A 19,305-nucleotide genomic window follows, 5' to 3' on the forward strand; every position below is an offset into this window, starting at 1 on the left:
GCAAAATCCGCAGAAACCCGAACCCACCCCCACCCACCTGCGGCGACGCCCCACGCGCCCCGCCGCCGCAAAAACCCGAGAAACCGCCGCACAAATCAGCACCCCCGCCGGGCCCCAGCACGGGCCCGGCCCCACCGCCCATTTCTGCGGCGATTCCCGCGATTTTTGCGGCACCCACCCCCACACCCCCAACGCCGCAGCTCAGACCGCCCGCACCCACCTTTTTGCGGATTCTGCGGTTTCTGCGGCACAGGCCCTCTCTCCGTACGGTCCCGAGTTCGCAGAGGAGACCCGCGTATGACCACGCCTCGCAAGCGCAAGTCCGCCGACGAACTACTTCCCCTGGGCGTCGTCTTGGACGAGATCGGGATCAGTCGCGCCGCCTGGTACCGCTGGCGCAATCGCGGCTTGGGCCCCGAAGCCCACCGCCTTCCGAACGGGCATCTGCGCGTCTGGCGCAGCGACTTGGACAACTTTCTCAACGCGATGGAGGCTGCGTAGTGGAGTGGAGCTACACCGTGCGGGTCTGGGCGATCCGAAAGCGCGACTATCGGAAGCCGTTCCAGCTCCGTTGGAAGGTCGGCTCCAAGCCGCACTCCGAGTCGTTCCTGACTCTGGGCCTCGCAGAGAGCCGACGTGCCCAGCTCATCACGGCGGCCCGCGAGGGCGAGCCTTTCGAGGTGTCCAGCGGGCTCCCCAAATCGCTGGTTGCCAAGGACCGGGACATCAGTTGGTACGAGCACGCCCGCCGGTACATCGAGATGAAGTGGACCCACGCCCCCGGCTCCACGCGGCGGACGCTCGCCGAAGCCATGGCGAGCGTCACGCCCGCGCTGGTCAAGGACACGAGGGGGATGCCCGACGTTCACGCCGTCCGCACGGCTCTCTATAGCTGGGCGTTCAACAAGAACCGATGGGACGAGGAACCGCCGGCGGAAGTCGCCAAGACGCTCGCCTGGTTCGAGCGGAAGTCTCTCCCCACTTCGGCTCTCGCCGACCGAATGCAGGTGCGGACCGCCTTGGACGCCCTCACGAAGAAGCTGGACGGTACGACCGCCGCTGCGTCTTCCATCCGCCGTAAGCGCGCGATCTTCCACAACGCGCTCGTCTATGCGGTCGACGCGGGGCTTTTGAACGACAACCCGCTCCCCCAGGTCCGCTGGAAGCTGCCGGAGCAGGTTGAGGAGGAGGTGGACCCGGACTGTGTGCCGGACCCCGAGCAGGGCGCAGCGCTCCTGACCGCTGTACGCGAGCAGAGCCCGCGAGGGCGCCGACTCGTGGCGTTCTTCGGGTGCATCTACTACGGGGCGGCGCGGCCGGCCGAAGTCATCGGACTGCGGGGACAGGACTGCGACCTTCCGCGCCGAGGGTGGGGAACCCTGCGGCTACGCGAGACGCGTCCGCGCTCGGGGTCCGCGTGGACGGACAGCGGCGAGGCTCACGACAAGCGAGGCCTGAAGCACCGCCCGCGGAAGGCGATGCGGGCCGTCCCCATCCCACCGGAGCTCGTCGCGCTACTGCGCTGGCACGTCACGGCGTACGGCACCGCGCCCGATGGTCGCCTGTTCCGTACGAGCCGGGGCGGGCTGATCCAGGACACCGGATACGGGGAGGTCTGGGCGGAGGCCCGTAGGCGGGCTCTCACGCCCGCTCAGCGAGCCTCGACACTCGCGAAGCGCCCGTATGACCTTCGTCACGCTGCGGTCTCCACGTGGCTCAGCTCCGGCGTGGAGCCTCAGCTCGTGGCCAAGCGGGCGGGACACAGCGTCGCGGTGCTGTTCCGGGTGTACGCGAAGTTCCTCAGCGACGGAGACGAGGCGGCGAACGCCAAGATCTCCGCCCGGCTGAACGGGCGAGGCTGAAGGCCCGAGAATCCCGTCCACGCCCCGTCCACACACTCTGAGACGGAGCGTTCGAAACCGAGAGAGAGTGAGACAGTCCCGCCCTGCCGGGAGGGCAAAAAAAGAGACCCTGTGACCAGCTGTTTTAGCTGGTCACAGGGTCTCTTATCAACCTTGTGGCGGCGCCAGGATTCGAACCTGGGAAGGCTGAGCCGGCAGATTTACAGTCTGCTCCCTTTGGCCGCTCGGGCACACCGCCTTGGGTTCGCTGCCCCGGGCCCCGCTTTGCGGCGGTGCTCGTTGGCAACGACGTAAACAATACCTGATGCACAGGGGTGCTTCGCCACCCGATTGATCGGCGGCCGGGCGCGGCACGGTGGCTAGGCTGCTCTCGGCGCGACTTCCGCGGCGCGCAGCCCGAGCAGAACCCGGTCGGAACCCGACCAGTACCCGATCCACCCCCGATACAAGGAGCCACAGGACATGGCCGACTCCAGTTTCGACATCGTCTCGAAGGTCGAGCAGCAGGAGGTCGACAACGCACTCAACCAGGCCGCCAAGGAGATCTCGCAGCGCTACGACTTCAAGAACGTGGGCGCATCCATCTCCTGGTCAGGCGAGAAGATCCTGATGGAGGCCAACGGTGAGGAGCGGGTCAAGGCCATCCTCGACATCTTCCAGACCAAGCTGGTCAAGCGCGGGATCTCGCTGAAGTCGCTGGACGCGGGCGAGCCGCAGCTCTCCGGCAAGGAGTACAAGATCTTCGCCTCCATCGAGGAGGGCATCTCCCAGGACAACGCCAAGAAGGTCGCGAAGACGATCCGCGACGAGGGCCCGAAGGGCGTCAAGGCGCAGGTGCAGGGCGATGAGCTGCGCGTCAGCTCGAAGAGCCGTGACGACCTTCAGGCCGTCCAGCAGTTGCTCAAGGGCAAGGACTTCGACTTCGCGCTGCAGTTCGTGAACTACCGGTAGGACCGGACACCGGACTGCCTACAGGGACGCTTCACAGCGGCCTACGTAGCGAAGGGGCGGCACCCGACGGGTGCCGCCCCTCCTTGCTGCCGGCTGCGGCTCAGCGGCGACTGCGCGAGTCGCCGAAGAAGATGCGGTAGGCGATCAGGAGGACGAGGGCGCCACCGATCGCGGCGATCCAGGTCGCGCCGTCGTAGAATTCCGTCGATATGGGGCGGTCCAGCCAGCGGGACGATATCCAGCCGCCGATGAAGGAACCCGCGACGCCGATCAGAGTGGTGCCGATCAAGCCGCCCGGGTCCCGGCCGGGCAACAGGAACTTGGCGATGGCACCGGCCAGCAGTCCAAGGATGATCCAGCCGATGATGCCCATGCCGCGTTCTGCCCCTCTGTAGTGCTGTGGCGCGTACTGCCTTGCTGCAGCGCCTTGTTGCGTCGTTCTTGCCGGGTCGCCGAGTGCGTCGTCGCCCTGGCTCCCTGCTGCCCAGGAGGACGACAGGTAGGCACGGTGTGGTTGCACGAGCCCTTTAGTGTGCGGCGCATGACACAGTCGGGAACTCCCCTTCGCAGGGCGCTGGGTGTGCGGGACGCCGTGGTCGTCGGTCTCGGTTCGATGATCGGGGCGGGCGTCTTCGCGGCGCTCGGGCCCGCGGCGCGGGCGGCCGGTACAGGGGTGTTGTACGCACTCGCGGTGGCGGCTGTGGTGGCCTACTGCAACGCGATGTCGTCGGCGCGGCTCGCGGCCGTGTACCCCTTGTCCGGAGGCACGTACGTGTACGGGCGGGAGCGGCTCGGGCCGTTCTGGGGGTATCTGGCGGGCTGGGCGTTCGTCGTCGGCAAGTCGGCCTCGTGCGCGGCGATGGCACTGACCGTGGGGACGTACGTGTGGCCGGGACAGGCGCACGCGGTGGCGGTCGCGGCGGTCGTGGCACTGACTGCCGTGAACTGCTTCGGGGTGCAGAAGTCCGCCTGGCTGACCCGGATCGTCGTCGCGGTCGTGCTCGCCGTGCTGACAGCTGTCGTGGTGGCGTGTGCGGGCTCAGGGAGCGCGGAGGGCGGGCGGCTCGCTCCCGGGCTCTCCGAAGGCGTGAGCGGCGTGCTGAGCGGCGCCGGGCTGCTGTTCTTCGCGTTCGCCGGGTACGCGCGCGTGGCGACGCTCGGCGAGGAGGTGCGGGACCCGGCGCGCACCATTCCGCGGGCCATCCCCATGGCGCTCGGCATCACCTTGGTCGTGTACGCCGCCGTGGGCGCCGCCGCCGTCGCCGTGCTCGGCGTGGACGGGCTCGCGAGGGCCCCGGCCCCGCTGGCCGACGCCATGCGGGCTGCGGGCGGCGACGGCCTCGTGCCGGTGGTGCGCGCGGGGGCGGCGGTGGCGGCGCTCGGGTCGCTGCTGGCGCTGATCCTGGGGGTGTCCCGGACGACGCTCGCGATGGCGCGGGACCGGCACCTGCCGGGCGCCCTGGCGGCCGTGCACCCGCGCTTCCAGGTGCCGCGGCGGGCCGAGTTCACAGTGGGGACCGTGGTGGCCGTCGTGGCGGCCTTCAGCGACGTACGCGGGGCGATCGGGTTCTCGTCGTTCGGCGTGCTGGTGTACTACGCGATCGCCAATGCCTCTGCGTGGACGCTGAGTTCCGCGGTACGCGCGCGGGCACTGCCGGCGCTCGGGGCCGCGGGGTGCCTGGCACTGGCGTGCGCGCTGCCCGTGTCGTCCGTTACGGCGGGGGCGGGTGTGATCGCCCTGGGGGTGCTCGCCTACGTGGTCCGGCTACGCGCGCGTGGTGCGCACGGCAGCACAGGCGGCTCGGTCTAGCGCCTCGCGAACGGCTGGTCCGTAGGCACGATTTCGCGGCCGAGCGGCAGCAGCGAGATCGGGATCATCTTGAAGTTGGCGATACCGAACGGGATGCCGATGATCGTCACACACAGGGCGAGGCCCGTGACGATGTGCGCCAGGGCCAGCCACCAGCCCGCGAGGATCAGCCACAGGACGTTGCCGACGCAGGAGGGCGCGCCCGCGTCCCTGCGCTCGACCGTCGTCTTCCCGAAGGGCCACAGGGCGTAGACGCCGATCCTGAAGGAGGCGATGCCGAAGGGGATCCCGATGATGGTGATGCACAGCAGGACACCGGCCAGAACGTAGCCGAGGAACAGCCAGAAGCCGCTCAGGATCAGCCAGATGACGTTGAGGATTGTCTTCACTGTTGGCGACCTGCCATCTGCTCGAGCCGGGAAATGCGCTCCGCCATCGGCGGGTGCGTGGAGAACATCTTCGACATTCCCTGGCCGGGACGGAAGGGGTTGGCGATCATCATGTGGCTCGCCGTCTCGATGCGCGGCTCGGGCGGCAGGGGCAGCTGCTTCGTGCCCGCCTCGAGCTTGCGCAGGGCGCTCGCCAGGGCCAGCGGGTCACCGGTCAGCTGGGCGCCCGAGGCATCGGCCTCGTACTCGCGGGAGCGGCTGATGGCGAGCTGGATCAGGGACGCGGCGAGCGGCCCCAGGATCATGACCAGGAGCATTCCGAAGATGCCGGGTCCGTCGTCGTCGTTCGAGCGGCCGACCGGGATCAGCCACGCGAAGTTGACCAGGAACATGATCACGGAGGCGAGGGCTCCGGCGACCGAGGAGATCAGGATGTCGCGGTTGTAGACGTGGCTCAGCTCGTGCCCGATGACACCGCGCAGCTCGCGCTCGTCCAGGAGGCGCAGGATTCCTTCGGTGCAGCACACTGCGGCGTTGCGCGGATTGCGGCCCGTCGCGAACGCGTTCGGCGCCTCCGTAGGAGAGATGTACAGGCGCGGCATGGGCTGACGCGCCTGCGTGGAGAGCTCGCGCACCATCCGGTACAGCGCGGGCGCCTCGAATTCGCTCACCGGGCGGGCGCGCATCGCGCGCAGGGCCAGCTTGTCGCTGTTCCAGTACGCGTACGCGTTGGTCCCCAGGGCGATGACGAGCCCGACGATGAGCCCCGTACGGCCGAAGAAGCTGCCGATGACGAGGATGAGGGCGGACAGGCCTCCGAGGAGTACGGCGGTCTTCAACCCGTTGTGCCGGCGGTGCACGGTACGTCCTCCTGATGGTGCGGCAGGGGAACCCACTGCTTGCTTGACTGCTGCTTCCACTGGGTCTGGAGCCTGTGCGTGTTTCCACGTCCAGTGGACCCTCCCTGACTGGTCAACGCCAGACGAGGAGGACGAGTTCCCTTGTCCGCCCGGGACGGGCCGTGCGGGCGGTAGGCCGACCGGGTCAGCGCTGCTGCGGCATGCCCGCCAGTTCCAGGGCCTCCGAGTCCGCCTCGATCTCGCTCGTGCAGTGCGCGCAGCGGGTGGCGATGCCGGGGATCTGGGTGTAGCAGCGCGGGCAGTCGCGCAGGGCCGCCTTGATGTCGACGGGCTTGCCGCGGTCCAGGCGCGCCTGGAGCTTCATCATCGGGACGACGATGCAGAAGTAGAGCACCGCGGCGGTGATCAGGAAGGCGATGATCGCGCTGACGAACTTGCCGTACGGGAAGTCGGTGCCCTCGACCGTGAAGTGCGCCTCACCGAAGTCACCGGTGGACTGCGTGGCGATGCCGATGAGCGGCGCGATGAACGCCGTGCTGAGCGCGGTGACCACAGCCGTGAACGCGGTTCCGACCGCGAGGCCGATGGCCATCGTGATGATGTTCCCGCGAAGGATGAAGTCCTTGAACCCGCTCAGCACGACGCCTGTCTCCTTGATGTGGGGCTGTAGTCATTCGTGTGGGGCCGGTGAGCGGCCCGTACGTGTGGTGCCGTACGAGGGTGCCTAAAAGAGACCCGTCGAGGCAAAACGCAGGACCAATTGGGGTGCGCCGGAGAGAGCCACTCCGATGACGGCCGTGGCGGCGATCGCCGCTGTGAGCGGCCTGGATGCCCGGTGGACGGCAGGTTCGCCTTCAGGGGCGCGGAAGAGGGTCGCGGTCCACTGGAGGTAGTAGAAGAGCGCGATCACGACGTTCACGGCCATGACGACGGCGAGCCAGCCGAGCCCCGCGTCGACGGCCGCCGAGAAGACCGTGACCTTCGCGAACAGGCCGATGATGCCCGGCGGCAGACCCGCGAGGCACAGCAGGAAGAAGCCCAGGACGAGCGCGGCGAGCGGGTGCGAGGCGTACAGGCCGCGGTAGTCGCTGATGCGGTTCAGCGGCTTCGTACGGGCGACCAGAGCGGCCACCGCGAAGGCGCCGAGGTTCACCGCGGCGTACATGAGGGCGTACGCGAGGGTGGAGCCGATCGACTTCTGAGGGTCGTCGGAGTAGGCGGCCGCGGCGATCGGCACCAGGAGGTAGCCGGCCTGGCCGACGGAGGACCAGGCGAGCAGGCGGACGGCGCTGTACGCGCGCGTGGCTTGCTGGCGGATGGCGGCCACGTTCCCGACGGTCATGGTCAGCGCGGCAAGGGCGGCGAGGGCCGGGCCCCACACGTCGGCGTACGAGGGGAACGCGACGACCGTGACGAGGATGAGGCCGGAGAAGCCGACGGCCTTGCCGATGACCGACAAGTAGGCGGCGATCGGCAAGGGCGCGCCTACGTAGGTGTCGGGTACCCAGAAGTGGAACGGTACGGCGGCCGTCTTGAAGGCGAAGCCCACGAGGGTGAGCGCGACGCCGGTCTGGGCCAGGGTCTGGAACTGCCCGTCCACGTGGGTGAGTTCGGTGGCGACCCGCGTCAGGTGCAGGGTGCCCGTGGAGGCGTACACGAAGCTGACGCCGAGCAGGGTGACGGCGGTCGCGGTGACCGAGGAGAGAAAGAACTTCAGGGCCGCGTCGGAGGAGCGCCTGTCGCCCTGCTTGAGGCCCACGAGGGCGAAGGCGGGCAGCGAGGCGACTTCCAGGGCGACGACGAGCGTGGCCAGGTCTCGGGACGCGGGCAGCAGGGCCGCGCCCGCGGCCGAGGACAGGAGAAGGAACCAGAACTCCCCTTCGGGGAGAGGCCTGCCCGCGTTCTTGGCGTCCTTCAGGGAGCTGACCGAGAGCAGCGCGGTGAGCAGTGCGCCGGCCAGGACCAGGAACTGGATGACGAGCGTGAAGCGGTCCGCGGTGTAACTGCAGGCGTCGTACGACACGCCCTTGAGGCAGAACGTGGAGCGCTCGTCCCCGATCAGCGGCAGCAGCGCGAGCGCCGCGGCCGCCAGGCCCGCGACGGAGATCCAGCCCAGGACCGGCTTGCGGCGCTCGGACACGAACAGGTCGGCGACCAGCACGACGAGGGCCACGACCGCCGCGATCGTGGGCGGCGCGATGGCGACCCAGTCGACGGACTGGACGAGGGACGCCACGGAGGGCGCGGCGACGGCGATCACTGGATGCCTCCTGCGAGGAGCTTCTGCACGGCGGGGTTCGTGAGGCCGAGCAGGGCTGCGGGCCACAGGCCCGCGAGGACGGTGAGGACGACGAGCGGGGTCCAGGCGGCGAACTCGTAGCCCCGCACATCGGCGAGCACGGAGCCCGCCGGGATCTCCTTCGGGCGGGGGCCCATGCAGACGCGGCGGACCACGATGAGCATGTACGCGGCGGTGAGCAGCGTGCCGAAGGCCGCGATCGTCATGAAGACGAGGAACGCCGGACGGCTGAGGCCGTCGGCGGGCTTGAACGCGCCGAACAGCGCGAGCATCTCGCCCCAGAAGCCGGCGAGCCCCGGCAGCCCGAGCGAGGCGACGGCAGCGAACGCGAGGAGGCCGCCGAGGCGCGGCGCCTTGCCGTACAGGGCCATGCCGCCCTGCTCGGCCAGGGCGTCGAGGTCGCTGGTGCCTGCCCGGTCCTTGAGCGCGCCGACGAGGAAGAAGAGCAGGCCGGTGATGAGGCCGTGGGCGATGTTGGCGAACAGCGCGCCGTTCACGCCGGTCGGGCTCATCGTCGCGATGCCGAGCAGCACGAAGCCCATGTGGCCGACGGAGGAGTACGCGATGAGGCGCTTGAGGTCGCCCTTCGCGCCCTGCTTGGCGAGGTTCAAGCAGGCCAGGGACCCGTAGATGATCCCGACGACGGCGAGCGCGGCGAGGTACGGCGCGAACGTCCGCATCCCGTCGGGCGCGATGGGGAGCAGGATCCGGACGAACCCGTACGTACCCATCTTCAGCATGACACCGGCGAGGAGGACGGAGCCGACGGTCGGGGCGGCGGTGTGCGCGTCGGGGAGCCAGCTGTGCAGCGGCCACATCGGGGTCTTCACCGCGAGCCCGACGCCGATCGCGAGAACGGCGATGACCTGCACTGATGCGGTCAGTCCCCGGCCGTTGTCAGTGGCGAGTGCCAACATGTCGAAGGTGCCGGAATTCAGGCCGATGAGGAGGAGTCCGAGCAGCATCACGACCGAGCCGAGCAGCGTGAAGAGGATGAACTTCCAGGCTGCCTGCGCCCGTTGCTCACCGCCCCAGCGGGCGATGAGGAAGTACATCGGGATGAGGACCATCTCGAACGCGAGGAAGAAGAGGAGGAGGTCAAGGACGGCGAAGGTCGCGAGCGTCCCCGCTTCCAGGACGAGGATCAGGGCGACGAACGCCTTGGGGGACGGCCCGGTCGGCATGTGGAAGTAGGAGTACAGCGCGCACAGGAACGTCAGCAGCGCCGTGAGCACGAGGAGGGGGAGGGAGATGCCGTCGATGCCGAGGTGGATACGCACGTCGAGCGCGGGGATCCAGCTGATGTCGGTCGTCGCCTGCATCTTCGACGGCTGGTCGTGGTCGAAGCCGAGCGCGAGGATGATCGCGGCGATGAGGATCACGCCGGTCACGGTCACGCCGTGGCGGAGCACGGCCTGGTCCGGGGAGTTCCCCTTCAGCCCTGGTGGGGCGGGGAGAAGGGCGAGGACGGCGCCGATGAGCGGGCCGACGACGATCAATGCGAGAAGGAACTGCATCACGGATTCGCTGATATCGATCACGGCTGCTCACGCTCCGGCGGTGGCGACGAGTACGACGGCGACCACCAGGACGACGGTGCCTGCGAGCAGTGCGCTGAGGTAGGTCTGCACGTTTCCGGTCTGGGCCCTGCGCACGGCCCAGCCCAGCGCCTTCGGCGCTTCGGCCGCCCCGCGTACGTAGGTGTCGACGACGGCGCGGTCGAGGAAGCGGACCAGTGCGGCGCAGGCCTGCACCGGGCGGACGAAGAGCGCCGCGTAGAGGGCGTCGAGATGGAAGCCGACGGCCGCGTGGCGGTGCAGCGGGCCGAGCAGGAGACGGCCGGGGTCGGCCGGGTCGGGGGCGCTCGCGATGTCTCCGTACGCGGGGGTGTGTGTCGCGATGGCCTCGGCCTCGACCAGGCCCGCGTCGCCTGACTCGGTATCGACGGCGACGGCGCCGATCGGGGTGCGGCGGGCCGCCATCGCGGTGGTGTGGCGCCAGGCCGCGTAGGTGACCAGGCCGCCGACGAGGGCGAAGCCGGTGCCGAGGACGGAGGTGGTCAGCGTCGGGGTGAGGGACGTGCCGTCGAACCAGTCGGGGAGCACGCCCGCGAGCAGTCCGAAGGCGAGGGAGGGGATCGCGAGGACCCACAGGACGACGTTCATCGTGACCGGCTGCTTGCCGTGGTCGGGGGCCTCGGCACCGCTGCCCTTGAATGCGAGGAGCCAGAACCGGGTCGCGTAGGCGGCGGTGAGCAGGGCCGTGATCAGGCCCGCGATGAGGACGATCCAGCCGGCGGCCGACGGAACAGCCGATGCGGCCAGGGCGCCGTTCTCATGGCCGGTGGCGGTGTGCTCGGCGGCGCCGAGGACGGCCTCCTTGGAGAAGAAGCCGCTGAAGGGCGGGATCGCGGCGAGCGCGAGCAGCGCCACGGTCATCGTCCAGAAGGCGTCCGGCACGCGGTCGCGCAGGCCCTTCATGCGGGACATCGCGGCCAGCGAGTTGGTGCCGGCGGCGTGGATGATCACGCCTGCCCCGAGGAACAGCAGCGCCTTGAAGGCGCCGTGCGAGAGGAGGTGGAAGACGGCGGCGTCGCGGCTGCCGACGGCGAGGGCGCCGGTCATATAGCCGAGTTGGCCGACGGTCGAGTACGCGAGGACCCGCTTGATGTCGTCCTGGGCGAGCGCGGCGAGGGCCGAGCCGGCCATGGTCACCGCGGCCATGACCGCGAGCACGATCAGCGCTGCCTGTGAGGCGGCGAAGACCGGGAGAAGGCGGGCGACGAAGTAGACACCGGCGGCGACCATCGTCGCGGCGTGGATCAGCGCGGAGACGGGCGTGGGGCCCGCCATCGCATCGGGCAGCCAGGTGTGCAGCGGGAACTGCGCGGACTTGCCCGCCACGCCGGCCAGGAGCAGGAGGGCGATCAGGGTCGGGTGGTCGAGTCCCGCGTCGCTCGTGACCTTGCTCAGGATCGTCGTGATGCGGAACGAGCCCGCGTCCACGGCGAGCGCGAACAGGCCGATGAGGAAGGGCACGTCGCCGAGCTTGGTGACCAGGAACGCCTTGAGGGAGGCGGCCCGTGCCTCGGGGGTCTCCCAGTAGTGGCCGACGAGGAAGTACGAGCAGATGCCCATGACTTCCCAGCCGACCAGCAGGACCATCAGGTCGCCCGAGTAGACGACCAGGAGCATCGCGGAGGTGAAGAGCGAGACGAGCGCGGCGTACGAGGGGTAGCGCGGGTCGTCGCGCAGATAGCCCGTCGAGTAGATCTGCACGCAGGTCGCGACCAGGCCGACGAGGACGGCGACGAGGGCGGCGAATCCGTCGATGTGCAGGGCGAGTTCGATCGGCACGGAGCCGGTCGGGGCGAGCTGGGTGTGCGCGTCGAGGGCGGCCGTGCCGTTGCCCGTGCCACCGCCCTGGTCGAGGGCGACCACGGCGGCGAGGGCCAGCGCGGCCAGCGTCGGCAGGACGGCCAGCGGGCGGGCGAAGCCGGGGGCCGTGCGGCCGAGGAGCAGGCCGGCGACGGCGCCGAGGAACGGCAGGAGGGGGACGAGGACGGCGAGGGTCGTCGTGGTCACGCGGTGGCCTCGGCCTTCTCGTCCGTGGAGCCGGTGGTGCCGGTGGTGGCGGCCGCCGGGGGCTCGGACGGGTCGTGCGGGTCGTCGTCCGGGTCGTGGGGCTCGGCGGAGTCGCGCAGCTTGTCGATGTCCGCCGTGCCGCGGCTGCTGTGGACGGCCAGGACGATGGCCAGGCCGATGCCGATCTCGGCGGCGGCGATGGCGATGGTGAACAGGGTCAGGGCCTGGCCCGCGTGGAGGGTGTCGCGCAGCCAGACGTCGAAGGCGACGAGGTTCAGGTTGACGGCGTTGAGCATCAGCTCGACCGACATCAGGACCAGGATCGCGTTGCGGCGGGCCAGTACGCCGTACAGGCCCGTGCAGAAGAGGAGGGAGGAGAGGACGGCGGGGTAGGCGAGATGCATCAGCGGTTGCCCTCGCCTTCGGTCGCTTCGGCTGCCGGTTGGACTGCCGGTTCGACTGCCTGGGAGTCGTTCTTCCTGCGGGACAGGACGATCGCGCCGACCAGGGCGGCGAGGAGGAGGACCGAGAGCGCTTCGAACGGCAGGACCCAGTGCTTGAAGAGGATCGAGCCGGTCACGTCCGTGCTGCCCTGCACGGGGCCGTCCAGGTCGATCCAGGTCGTGCGGAGCGCGTCGACGACGACCCAGATCAGGGCGGCGGCGGAGGCGATGGCCACGGTCAGCGCGGCCCAGCGGTTGGGGCTGTCCGCGTCCGGTGAGCGGCCGATGGGCGCGCGGGTCAGCATCAGGCCGAACAGGAGGAGGACCACGACGGAACCGACGTAGATGAGGACCTGCACCCAGGCGATGAACTCGGCTGTGAGCAGGAGGTACTCGACGGCGAGCCCGCCGAGGGCGACGACAAGCCACAGGGCGGCGTGCACCAGTTGCTTCGTGGTGACAGTGACGATCGCCGCGGCGAAGGTCACGAGGCCCACGAGCACGAAGGCGATCTCGACGCCCGACGGGGAGAGGAACCCGGGACTGCCGGCTGCCGTGGCGACGGCCGCCGATGCGGCGAGGGTCATGCGGTGGGCTCCTCTCCGGGGTCTTTTCCGGGGTCATTTCCGGGGGCATCGGGGGTGGCCTTCGAGCCGGCGGCAGGGGGCTCCTGGGCTGCCGCCTCCTGGGCCGCCGCCAGTTTGTCCGCGGTTTTGCGGGCCGCCGCGAGTTCCTTGGGGTCCTCGGCCGCGGGGTCGAGAGCGGGTGGGGACGGGACCGTCCACATCCACTCGCGGAGCTTGTCGCGTTCGTGGGTGAGCTCGCGGATGTCGGTCTCGGCGTACTCGAACTCCGGGGACCAGAACAGCGCGTCGAAGGGACACACCTCGATGCAGATACCGCAGTACATGCAGAGGGAGAAGTCGATGGCGAAACGGTCGAGGACGTTGTGGCTGCGCTCGCGGCCGCCCTCGACGGCCGGTGGCACCGTCTCCTTGTGGGAGTCGATGTAGATGCACCAGTCGGGGCACTCGCGGGCGCACAACATGCAGACCGTGCAGTTCTCCTCGAACAGACCGATCACGCCGCGGGTACGGGGCGGGAGTTCGGGCTGGGCCTCGGGGTACTGCTCGGTGACGGTCTTGCGCGTCATCGTGCGCAGGGTCACGGCGAGGCCCTTGGCCAGGCCGCTGCCAGGGATCGGGGGCATTTAGTTGATCGCCACCTTCACGATTCCGGTGAGCGCGATCTGCGCGAGGGCGAGGGGGACGAGAGTGGTCCAGGCGAGCTTCTGCAGCTGGTCCTCGCGCAGTCGGGGATACGTGACGCGGAGCCAGATGACGACGAAGGCGAGAACCGCGGTCTTGAGCAGGGTCCACACCCAGCCCAGGCCTTCGGCGCCCCACGGGCCGTGCCAGCCGCCCAGGAACAGCACCGTGGTCAGTCCGCAGAGCACCACGATGCCCGCGTACTCGGCGAGCAGGAACAGGGCGAAGCGCAGGCCCGTGTACTCGGTGTACGCGCCGAAGATGATCTCCGAGTCGGCGACCGGCATGTCGAACGGCGGGCGCTGGAGCTCCGCCAGACCCGCCACGAAGAAGACGAGGGCTCCGACGATCTGCCAGGGCAGCCACCACCACTCGAAGGCGTCGAGGATGCCGGGGAGGGAGACCGTTCCCGCGGCCATGGCCACGGAGGCCGCCGCGAGCAGCATCGGGAGTTCGTACGCCAGGAGTTGTGCGGCCGTGCGCAGGCCGCCCAGGAGGGAGAACTTGTTGGCGCTCGCCCAGCCCGCCATCAGCGAGCCGAGCACGCCGACGCCCATGACCGCGAGGACGAAGAAGATGCCCGCGTCGATGACCGCGCCGACCGCGCCGTCGCCGGGGCCGACCGGGATGGCGAGCAGCACGAGGAGGTACGGGAGGAGGGCCACCGCGGGGGCGAGTTGGAAGACGCGGCGGTCGGCCTCGGCCGGGACCACGTCCTCCTTCTGTGCGAACTTGACGCCGTCGGCGACCAGTTGGGCCCAGCCGTGGAAACCGCCCGCGTACATGGGACCGAGGCGGCCCTGCATGTGCGCCATGACCTTGTGTTCGGTCTGGCCGACGACCAGGGGCAGCACCAGGAAGGCGACGAAGACGACGACGAGGCGCAGGGCGACGTCGAGGGCGTCGTTCACTCGTTGCCTCCGTTGTTGTCCGTCGGGTTCTCGTCCGGAGCGGCTTCCGGAGTGGCTTCCGGAGTGGCTTCCGGCTTTGCCGACTCCTCGTCGAAGGCCGGCTTGGCGTGGTGCCAGGGCGCGTCGCTGGGGCGGGGTGCGGGCGCGGGCTCCGGGGGCTTCGCGGGACCGTCCGCCTGACTCGCTGAGCCCTGACTCGCGGACCGTGTACGCCGCACGGGGCGCTCGGCACCCGCGGCTCGCGCACCCCGCGCGGGCCGGGCCGGGGCAGGTGGCAACTGCCCCTTCTGCGGGCCCCATTCGTTCGGGTCGGGGACGCCGGGGGGCAGCATCTGGCGCCGCTTGGGGCCGCCGTGCCCGGACTCCCCCGGCTCCTTCGCGCCGGGCCACGCCTTCGCGACGCGGGCCGCGAGCACGAAGTCCTTGCGCAGCGGGTGGCCTTCGAAGCCGTCGGGGAGGAGGAGCGGGTCGAGGCCGGGATGGTCGGTGAAGTCGACGCCGAACATCTCGTGCGTCTCGCGCTCGTGCCAGGCGGCGCCCGCGTACACGTCGACCGCGGACGCGAGCACGGGTGCCGCGTGCGGAACGGTCGTACGCAGCAGCAGGCGACGTACGGATCCGGGCGCCACGGCGGCGACGTGCGCGCACACGCGGAACCCGGCCCCCGGTTCGTCGACGGCGCTCAGCCAGTCGAAATACGTGCACCCCAGCGTCGTACGGGCCGTCGTCAGAGCCGCGATCCACTCGGCCGCCGGTACGTCGACGGTCAGCAGGTCGTACGCCTCCTCGACCGTGGCATCGGCGCCGAACAGTTCCTCCACGGGAGCCGGGAGCCAGCTCATCGGTCACCCCCGGGCGCGTCCCCGGAAGGCGCGGGCGGCTGCACGAGACCGCTGCTCAGCGCCGCCGGGGAGGGCCGCCCCGCCGCCGCGTCGGCGGACGCGTACCGCTCGCCGAGCGACTCGCGGGCGATCTTCTCCTGGAGCTTGAGGATGCCCTGGAGCAGCGCCTCGGGACGGGGCGGGCAACCGGGCACGTACACGTCGACGGGGATGATCTGGTCGACGCCCTTGGTCACCGAGTACGAATCCCAGTACGGACCGCCGCAGTTGGAGCAGGCGCCGAACGAGATGACGTACTTCGGCTCGGGCATCTGCTCGTACAGCCGCTTCACGGCGGGCGCCATCTTGTCGGTCACCGTGCCCGAGACCACCATCAGGTCGGCCTGGCGCGGGCCCGGTGCGAAGGGGATCACGCCGAGCCGGATGAAGTCGTGGCGCGCCATGGACGCGGCGATGAACTCGATGGCGCAGCAGGCGAGGCCGAAGTTGAAGACCCACAAGCTGTAGCGGCGGCCCCAGTTGAGGACCACCTTCATCGGCTCGGGGGCGAGCCGCGAGAGCACGCCCAGCTTCTTCGGCTCCGGAAGCAGTACGGGTTCCTGGGGAGTCACGGCACTCACGTCCACGTAAGGACGCCCTTCTTGTATGCGTACAGCAGGCCCACGGTGAGGAAGCCCAGGAAGATGAACATCTCGACGAGGGTCGTCGCGCCGTATCCCGGCGCGGCGAAGACCGTGGCCCAAGGGAAGAGGAAGATCGAGTCGACCGCGAAGATCACGTAGAGGAAGGCGTACACGTAGTAGCGGACCTGGGTGTGGGCCCAGCCCTCGCCGACGGGGTCGACACCGCATTCGTACGTGAGGAACTTTTCCCTGGTGGGAACCACCGGGCGCAGCAGCTTCCCCGAGCCGAAGGCGACGGCCACGAAGAGCACGCCGACGACGGCGAGCAGTCCGACGACCGAGTACGACTGGAAGTAGTCCGCCGCGATGACGGTCACGTCCGATCCCGTCACGTCCCTGCGCCCCTCGCGAGTTCGTTGTGTTCGACGATCTGTACGCACGGGAGTCTAGGCCCTGTTAAAGGGACGGTAAGCAGCCCGGGGCCGAGGGACTTGGGCGAGAGGTGACGCGTGGTGGGGTTAACCCCCGCTCAAGTTGGCGGCCGTCCTCATGGTGCCCCGCCCCGGGCCAGGGCACTCTTGCCGTTATGACCGAGCCACTCGACACTCCCGAAGACCAACCGGTGCTGCCCCCGCCACGACTCGGGTACGACAGCGCCACGTGGAAGGAGATCGCCTATCTCCTGAGCAGCTTCCCGCTGTCCGTCTTCGGATTCGTGTACGCCGTCACGATGGTGGCCCTCGGCGCGGGGCTCACGGTCACGGTGATCGGGCTTCCGCTGATCGCCGCCGGGCTCAGGGGCGCGCGGCTGCTCGGCAAGGCGGAGCGCGGGCGGGCGCGGGCGCTGCTCGGCGTGCGCATCGACGAGCCGAGCCCGCTGCCGGTGCGGCGGGCGGGCGGCTTCTTCGGCTGGCTGTGGACCGGGCTCAAGGACCCGGTGGGCTGGCGCACGGTGCTGTACGAAGTGATCCGGTTGCCGTGGGCAGTGCTGACGTTCGCCCTGACGTTGGTCGGGCTGCTCGTGCTGTGGCCGGTGCTGCCGTTCATCGCGCGCGGCCTGGGCAACGCGGACCGGGCGATGGTGCGGGCGCTGCTCTCCCCCTCCGACGAGTTGGAGCGGCGGATCGAGCAGCTCGAGTCGGACCGGGGCGTCGTCGTCGACACGGCCGCCGCCGACCTGCGGCGCATCGAGCGCGATCTGCACGACGGGGCGCAGGCCCGGCTGGTCAATCTGGCCATGGGCCTCGGCCTCGCGAAGGAGAAGCTCCTGGAGGGCCAGGCCGACGACGCGGTGGCGGCGATGGTCGATGAGGCGCACGGCGAGGTCAAGCTCGCGCTGCAGGAGCTGCGGGACCTGGCGCGCGGCATCCATCCGGCGGTCCTCACCGACCGCGGGCTCGACGCGGCGCTGTCCTCCGTGGCCTCGCGCTGCACGGTGCCGGTGAAGGTGACGGCCGAGCTGCCGGGCCGGCCCGCGGAGGCGATCGAGGGCATCGCGTACTTCACGGTCTCCGAGCTCCTCCAGAACGTGAGCAAGCACAGCGGCGCGCGGTCCGCCTCGGTGGATGTGTGGCGCTCGCAGGACCGGCTGCTCATACAGGTGTGGGACGACGGGCGGGGCGGCGCGAGCCTGGACAAGGGGACCGGTATGTCGGGCCTCGCGGAGCGGCTCGACGCGGTCGACGGCCTGTTCGTCGTGGACTCGCCGGACGGCGGTCCGACCACGGTCACGGCGGAGCTGCCGTGGCGCGACAGGACCGAGCAGATACGGCGGGGGTAGGGAAAACCCCCGGTCGAAGACGCCGACCCGCCGCATGGTCGCGGGACGCGCCCGCGAGGAGGCTTGAAGCAGAACAACGGCTCCCACTGCAGACCTCGCAGACCTGGCAGACCTGAGCAGACCTCAGCAGAACGGACGGACACCGATGGCCACGCACCAGTACGGATACGGCGAGGAACGTGACACGTACGCGTACTCGTCCCCGTCCTCGCCCTCGTACTCCTACGACGAGGACGGTCGCGGCGGCGGTCCCCGCCCGCGTCGGGGCCTGAACCGGCTGCCGGCCGGGCTGCGGGCGCCGATCGAGGGGCGGGCGTGGCGGGAGTTCGGGTATCTGATGCTGAGCCTGCCGCTCAGCATCGTCGGGTTCGTGTGGGCCGTGACGATGACCTCGCTCGGTGTGGGCCTGCTGGTCACGTTCATCGGGGTCCCGGTGCTCGCGGCGGCGCTCGCCGGGGCGCGCGGGCTCGGGGCGTTGGAGCGGGTGCGGGCGCGCGGGCTGCTCGGCGTCCAGGTCGGTACACCGGAGCCGCTGCGGCCGCGCACGGGCGGTCCGATGGGGTGGATCGGGGCGACGCTCAAGAGCGGTGTCTCGTGGCGGCATCTGCTGTACGGGGTGCTGCACATGCCGTGGGCGGTGTTCGGGTTCTCTGTGGGGCTGACCTTCTGGGCGACCGGCTGGACGATGCTCACCTATCCGCTGTGGCGCTGGGTGTTCCCCACGTGGGTGGGACAGGACGGCATTCAGTTGTACGGGGACGCCGGCCACGCCGTGTACCTGGACAACCCCTTCGAGATAGCGGTGACCGCGGGGCTCGGGCTGCTCGTCACGCTGGCCACGCCGTGGGTGATCCGGGCGCTGACGACGGTGGACCGGCTGATGGTGGTGGGGCTGCTCGGCCCCTCGCGGCTCGCGTCACGCGTGGTGGAGCTGGAGTCGGACCGGGGTGTCGTGGCCGACACGGCGGCGGCCGACCTGCGGCGCATCGAGCGGGATCTGCACGACGGGGCACAGGCGCGGCTTGTCAACCTGGCCATGGACCTCGGGGTGGCCAAGGAGAAGCTCGGCGAGGACCCGGTGGCCGCGGCGCGCATGGTGGACGAGGCGCACGGTGAGGTGAAGACGGCGTTGCAGGAGCTGCGGGAGCTGGCGCGCGGGATCCATCCGGCGGTGCTCACCGACCGGGGGCTCGACGCGGCGTTGTCGGCGGTGGCGTCGCGGTGCGCCGTGCCGGTGCGGGTGGAGGTCGACCTGGCGGAGCGTCCCGCGCCGGCCATCGAGGGCATCGCGTACTTCACCGTGACGGAACTCCTGCAGAACGTGAGCGAGCACAGCCGGGCGACGCGGGCGGAGGTCGACGTGTGGCGGTCGCGGGACCGGTTGATGGTGCAGGTGTACGACAACGGGGGCGGCGGAGCGGTGGCCTCCGGCGGGTCCGGGTTGGCGGCGCTGGCCGGGCGTCTCGACGCGGTCGACGGGATCCTGGTGGTCGAGTCGCCTGGGGGCGGGCCGACGCGGGTGACGGCGGAGTTGCCGTGGCGGCGAGCGTGACACAGGGTTGAGCCCGGATCCCGTTGCGCGACACCGTGGCCCCCCCGGCACACCCGTGGCCGGGCCCCTCTTTCCTCGTCACGCCGCACCGTGCTCCGCCTGCCCACCCGTGGCCGGGCCCCTCTTTCCTC

Annotated in this window: 20 protein-coding genes and 1 tRNA gene; 6 read left to right on the forward strand and 15 right to left on the reverse strand. The window is 70.2% G+C overall.

Annotated features, from left to right (window positions below; genetic code table 11):
- The first annotated feature begins 297 nt into the window (after window positions 1-297).
- Entirely contained in the window at window positions 298-501 is a 204-nt protein-coding gene (locus ACFYWS_RS07390; RefSeq protein WP_389270682.1) for a helix-turn-helix transcriptional regulator, read from the forward strand.
- Window positions 501-1,862 carry a tyrosine-type recombinase/integrase gene (locus ACFYWS_RS07395; protein ID WP_389270684.1) on the forward strand — a complete coding sequence of 454 codons (1,362 nt, stop codon included), beginning with the start codon at window positions 501-503 and terminating at the stop codon, window positions 1,860-1,862. The genes ACFYWS_RS07390 and ACFYWS_RS07395 overlap by 1 nt, the downstream gene beginning before the upstream one ends.
- A 156-nt stretch (window positions 1,863-2,018) precedes the next feature.
- Here the strand turns inward: ACFYWS_RS07395 and ACFYWS_RS07400 are convergent.
- Window positions 2,019-2,100, reverse strand: a tRNA-Tyr gene (locus ACFYWS_RS07400).
- Between the two features lie 224 nt (window positions 2,101-2,324).
- Between ACFYWS_RS07400 and ACFYWS_RS07405 the strand changes: the two genes are divergently transcribed.
- Complete coding sequence (locus ACFYWS_RS07405) at window positions 2,325-2,813, forward strand: YajQ family cyclic di-GMP-binding protein (RefSeq protein WP_389270687.1); 489 nt, start codon at window positions 2,325-2,327, stop codon at window positions 2,811-2,813.
- Between the two features lie 100 nt (window positions 2,814-2,913).
- On the opposite strand, the gene ACFYWS_RS07410 is transcribed toward ACFYWS_RS07405, so the two are convergent.
- Window positions 2,914-3,186, reverse strand: a complete 273-nt coding sequence (locus tag ACFYWS_RS07410; RefSeq protein WP_389270690.1) for a GlsB/YeaQ/YmgE family stress response membrane protein — start codon at window positions 3,184-3,186, stop codon at window positions 2,914-2,916.
- Window positions 3,187-3,354: 168 nt separating this feature from the next.
- Between ACFYWS_RS07410 and ACFYWS_RS07415 the strand changes: the two genes are divergently transcribed.
- Window positions 3,355-4,623 (forward strand): APC family permease, encoded by a 1,269-nt coding sequence (locus ACFYWS_RS07415; RefSeq protein WP_389270693.1) that lies wholly within the window; start codon window positions 3,355-3,357, stop codon window positions 4,621-4,623.
- Here the strand turns inward: ACFYWS_RS07415 and ACFYWS_RS07420 are convergent.
- The 13 genes from ACFYWS_RS07420 to ACFYWS_RS07480 form a co-directional block, all read right to left on the reverse strand.
- Window positions 4,620-5,012, reverse strand: a complete 393-nt coding sequence (locus ACFYWS_RS07420; protein ID WP_389270695.1) for a YccF domain-containing protein — start codon at window positions 5,010-5,012, stop codon at window positions 4,620-4,622. The genes ACFYWS_RS07415 and ACFYWS_RS07420 overlap by 4 nt on opposite strands.
- Complete coding sequence (gene htpX / locus ACFYWS_RS07425) at window positions 5,009-5,872, reverse strand: zinc metalloprotease HtpX (RefSeq protein WP_389270698.1); 864 nt, start codon at window positions 5,870-5,872, stop codon at window positions 5,009-5,011. The genes ACFYWS_RS07420 and htpX overlap by 4 nt, the downstream gene beginning before the upstream one ends.
- 184 nt (window positions 5,873-6,056) lie before the next feature.
- Window positions 6,057-6,512, reverse strand: a complete 456-nt coding sequence (locus ACFYWS_RS07430) for an MscL family protein (RefSeq protein ID WP_389270701.1) — start codon at window positions 6,510-6,512, stop codon at window positions 6,057-6,059.
- 84 nt (window positions 6,513-6,596) lie between these two features.
- Window positions 6,597-8,132 carry an NADH-quinone oxidoreductase subunit N gene (locus tag ACFYWS_RS07435; protein ID WP_389270703.1) on the reverse strand — a complete coding sequence of 512 codons (1,536 nt, stop codon included), beginning with the start codon at window positions 8,130-8,132 and terminating at the stop codon, window positions 6,597-6,599.
- On the reverse strand, window positions 8,129-9,712 hold the full coding sequence (locus ACFYWS_RS07440) for a NuoM family protein (protein WP_389270706.1): 1,584 nt from the start codon (window positions 9,710-9,712) through the stop codon (window positions 8,129-8,131). The genes ACFYWS_RS07435 and ACFYWS_RS07440 overlap by 4 nt, the downstream gene beginning before the upstream one ends.
- A 6-nt stretch (window positions 9,713-9,718) precedes the next feature.
- The gene (locus tag ACFYWS_RS07445) at window positions 9,719-11,755 is read right to left on the reverse strand and encodes an NADH-quinone oxidoreductase subunit L (protein WP_389270708.1); all 2,037 of its coding nucleotides are present in this window, start codon (window positions 11,753-11,755) and stop codon (window positions 9,719-9,721) included.
- Complete coding sequence (nuoK, locus tag ACFYWS_RS07450; RefSeq protein WP_389270711.1) at window positions 11,752-12,159, reverse strand: NADH-quinone oxidoreductase subunit NuoK; 408 nt, start codon at window positions 12,157-12,159, stop codon at window positions 11,752-11,754. Before nuoK ends, ACFYWS_RS07445 begins: the two co-directional genes overlap by 4 nt.
- Entirely contained in the window at window positions 12,159-12,785 is a 627-nt protein-coding gene (locus ACFYWS_RS07455; RefSeq protein ID WP_389270714.1) for an NADH-quinone oxidoreductase subunit J, read from the reverse strand. The genes nuoK and ACFYWS_RS07455 overlap by 1 nt, the downstream gene beginning before the upstream one ends.
- A complete protein-coding gene (locus ACFYWS_RS07460) occupies window positions 12,782-13,408 on the reverse strand; it encodes a NuoI/complex I 23 kDa subunit family protein (protein WP_389270717.1) in 627 nt (208 codons plus the stop codon). Before ACFYWS_RS07460 ends, ACFYWS_RS07455 begins: the two co-directional genes overlap by 4 nt.
- Window positions 13,409-14,377 (reverse strand): NADH-quinone oxidoreductase subunit H, encoded by a 969-nt coding sequence (locus ACFYWS_RS07465; RefSeq protein WP_389270720.1) that lies wholly within the window; start codon window positions 14,375-14,377, stop codon window positions 13,409-13,411. It lies immediately after the preceding gene.
- Window positions 14,374-15,219 carry an NADH-quinone oxidoreductase subunit C gene (locus ACFYWS_RS07470; RefSeq protein WP_389270723.1) on the reverse strand — a complete coding sequence of 282 codons (846 nt, stop codon included), beginning with the start codon at window positions 15,217-15,219 and terminating at the stop codon, window positions 14,374-14,376. The genes ACFYWS_RS07465 and ACFYWS_RS07470 overlap by 4 nt, the downstream gene beginning before the upstream one ends.
- A complete protein-coding gene (locus ACFYWS_RS07475; RefSeq protein ID WP_389270726.1) occupies window positions 15,216-15,845 on the reverse strand; it encodes an NADH-quinone oxidoreductase subunit B in 630 nt (209 codons plus the stop codon). The genes ACFYWS_RS07470 and ACFYWS_RS07475 overlap by 4 nt, the downstream gene beginning before the upstream one ends.
- Window positions 15,836-16,234: an NADH-quinone oxidoreductase subunit A gene (locus ACFYWS_RS07480; RefSeq protein WP_389270729.1), complete on the reverse strand. Its 399-nt coding sequence runs from the start codon at window positions 16,232-16,234 to the stop codon at window positions 15,836-15,838. Before ACFYWS_RS07480 ends, ACFYWS_RS07475 begins: the two co-directional genes overlap by 10 nt.
- Before the next feature lie 194 nt (window positions 16,235-16,428).
- Between ACFYWS_RS07480 and ACFYWS_RS07485 the strand changes: the two genes are divergently transcribed.
- Together ACFYWS_RS07485 and ACFYWS_RS07490 are read left to right on the forward strand one after the other, a co-directional pair.
- Complete coding sequence (locus ACFYWS_RS07485; RefSeq protein ID WP_389270732.1) at window positions 16,429-17,622, forward strand: sensor histidine kinase; 1,194 nt, start codon at window positions 16,429-16,431, stop codon at window positions 17,620-17,622.
- A gap of 145 nt (window positions 17,623-17,767) precedes the next feature.
- Window positions 17,768-19,174, forward strand: a complete 1,407-nt coding sequence (locus tag ACFYWS_RS07490; RefSeq protein WP_389270735.1) for a sensor histidine kinase — start codon at window positions 17,768-17,770, stop codon at window positions 19,172-19,174.
- Window positions 19,175-19,305 lie beyond the last annotated feature (131 nt).

The sequence above is a fragment of the Streptomyces sp. NPDC002795 genome (assembly GCF_042888725.1).
Classification (GTDB): domain Bacteria; phylum Actinomycetota; class Actinomycetes; order Streptomycetales; family Streptomycetaceae; genus Streptomyces.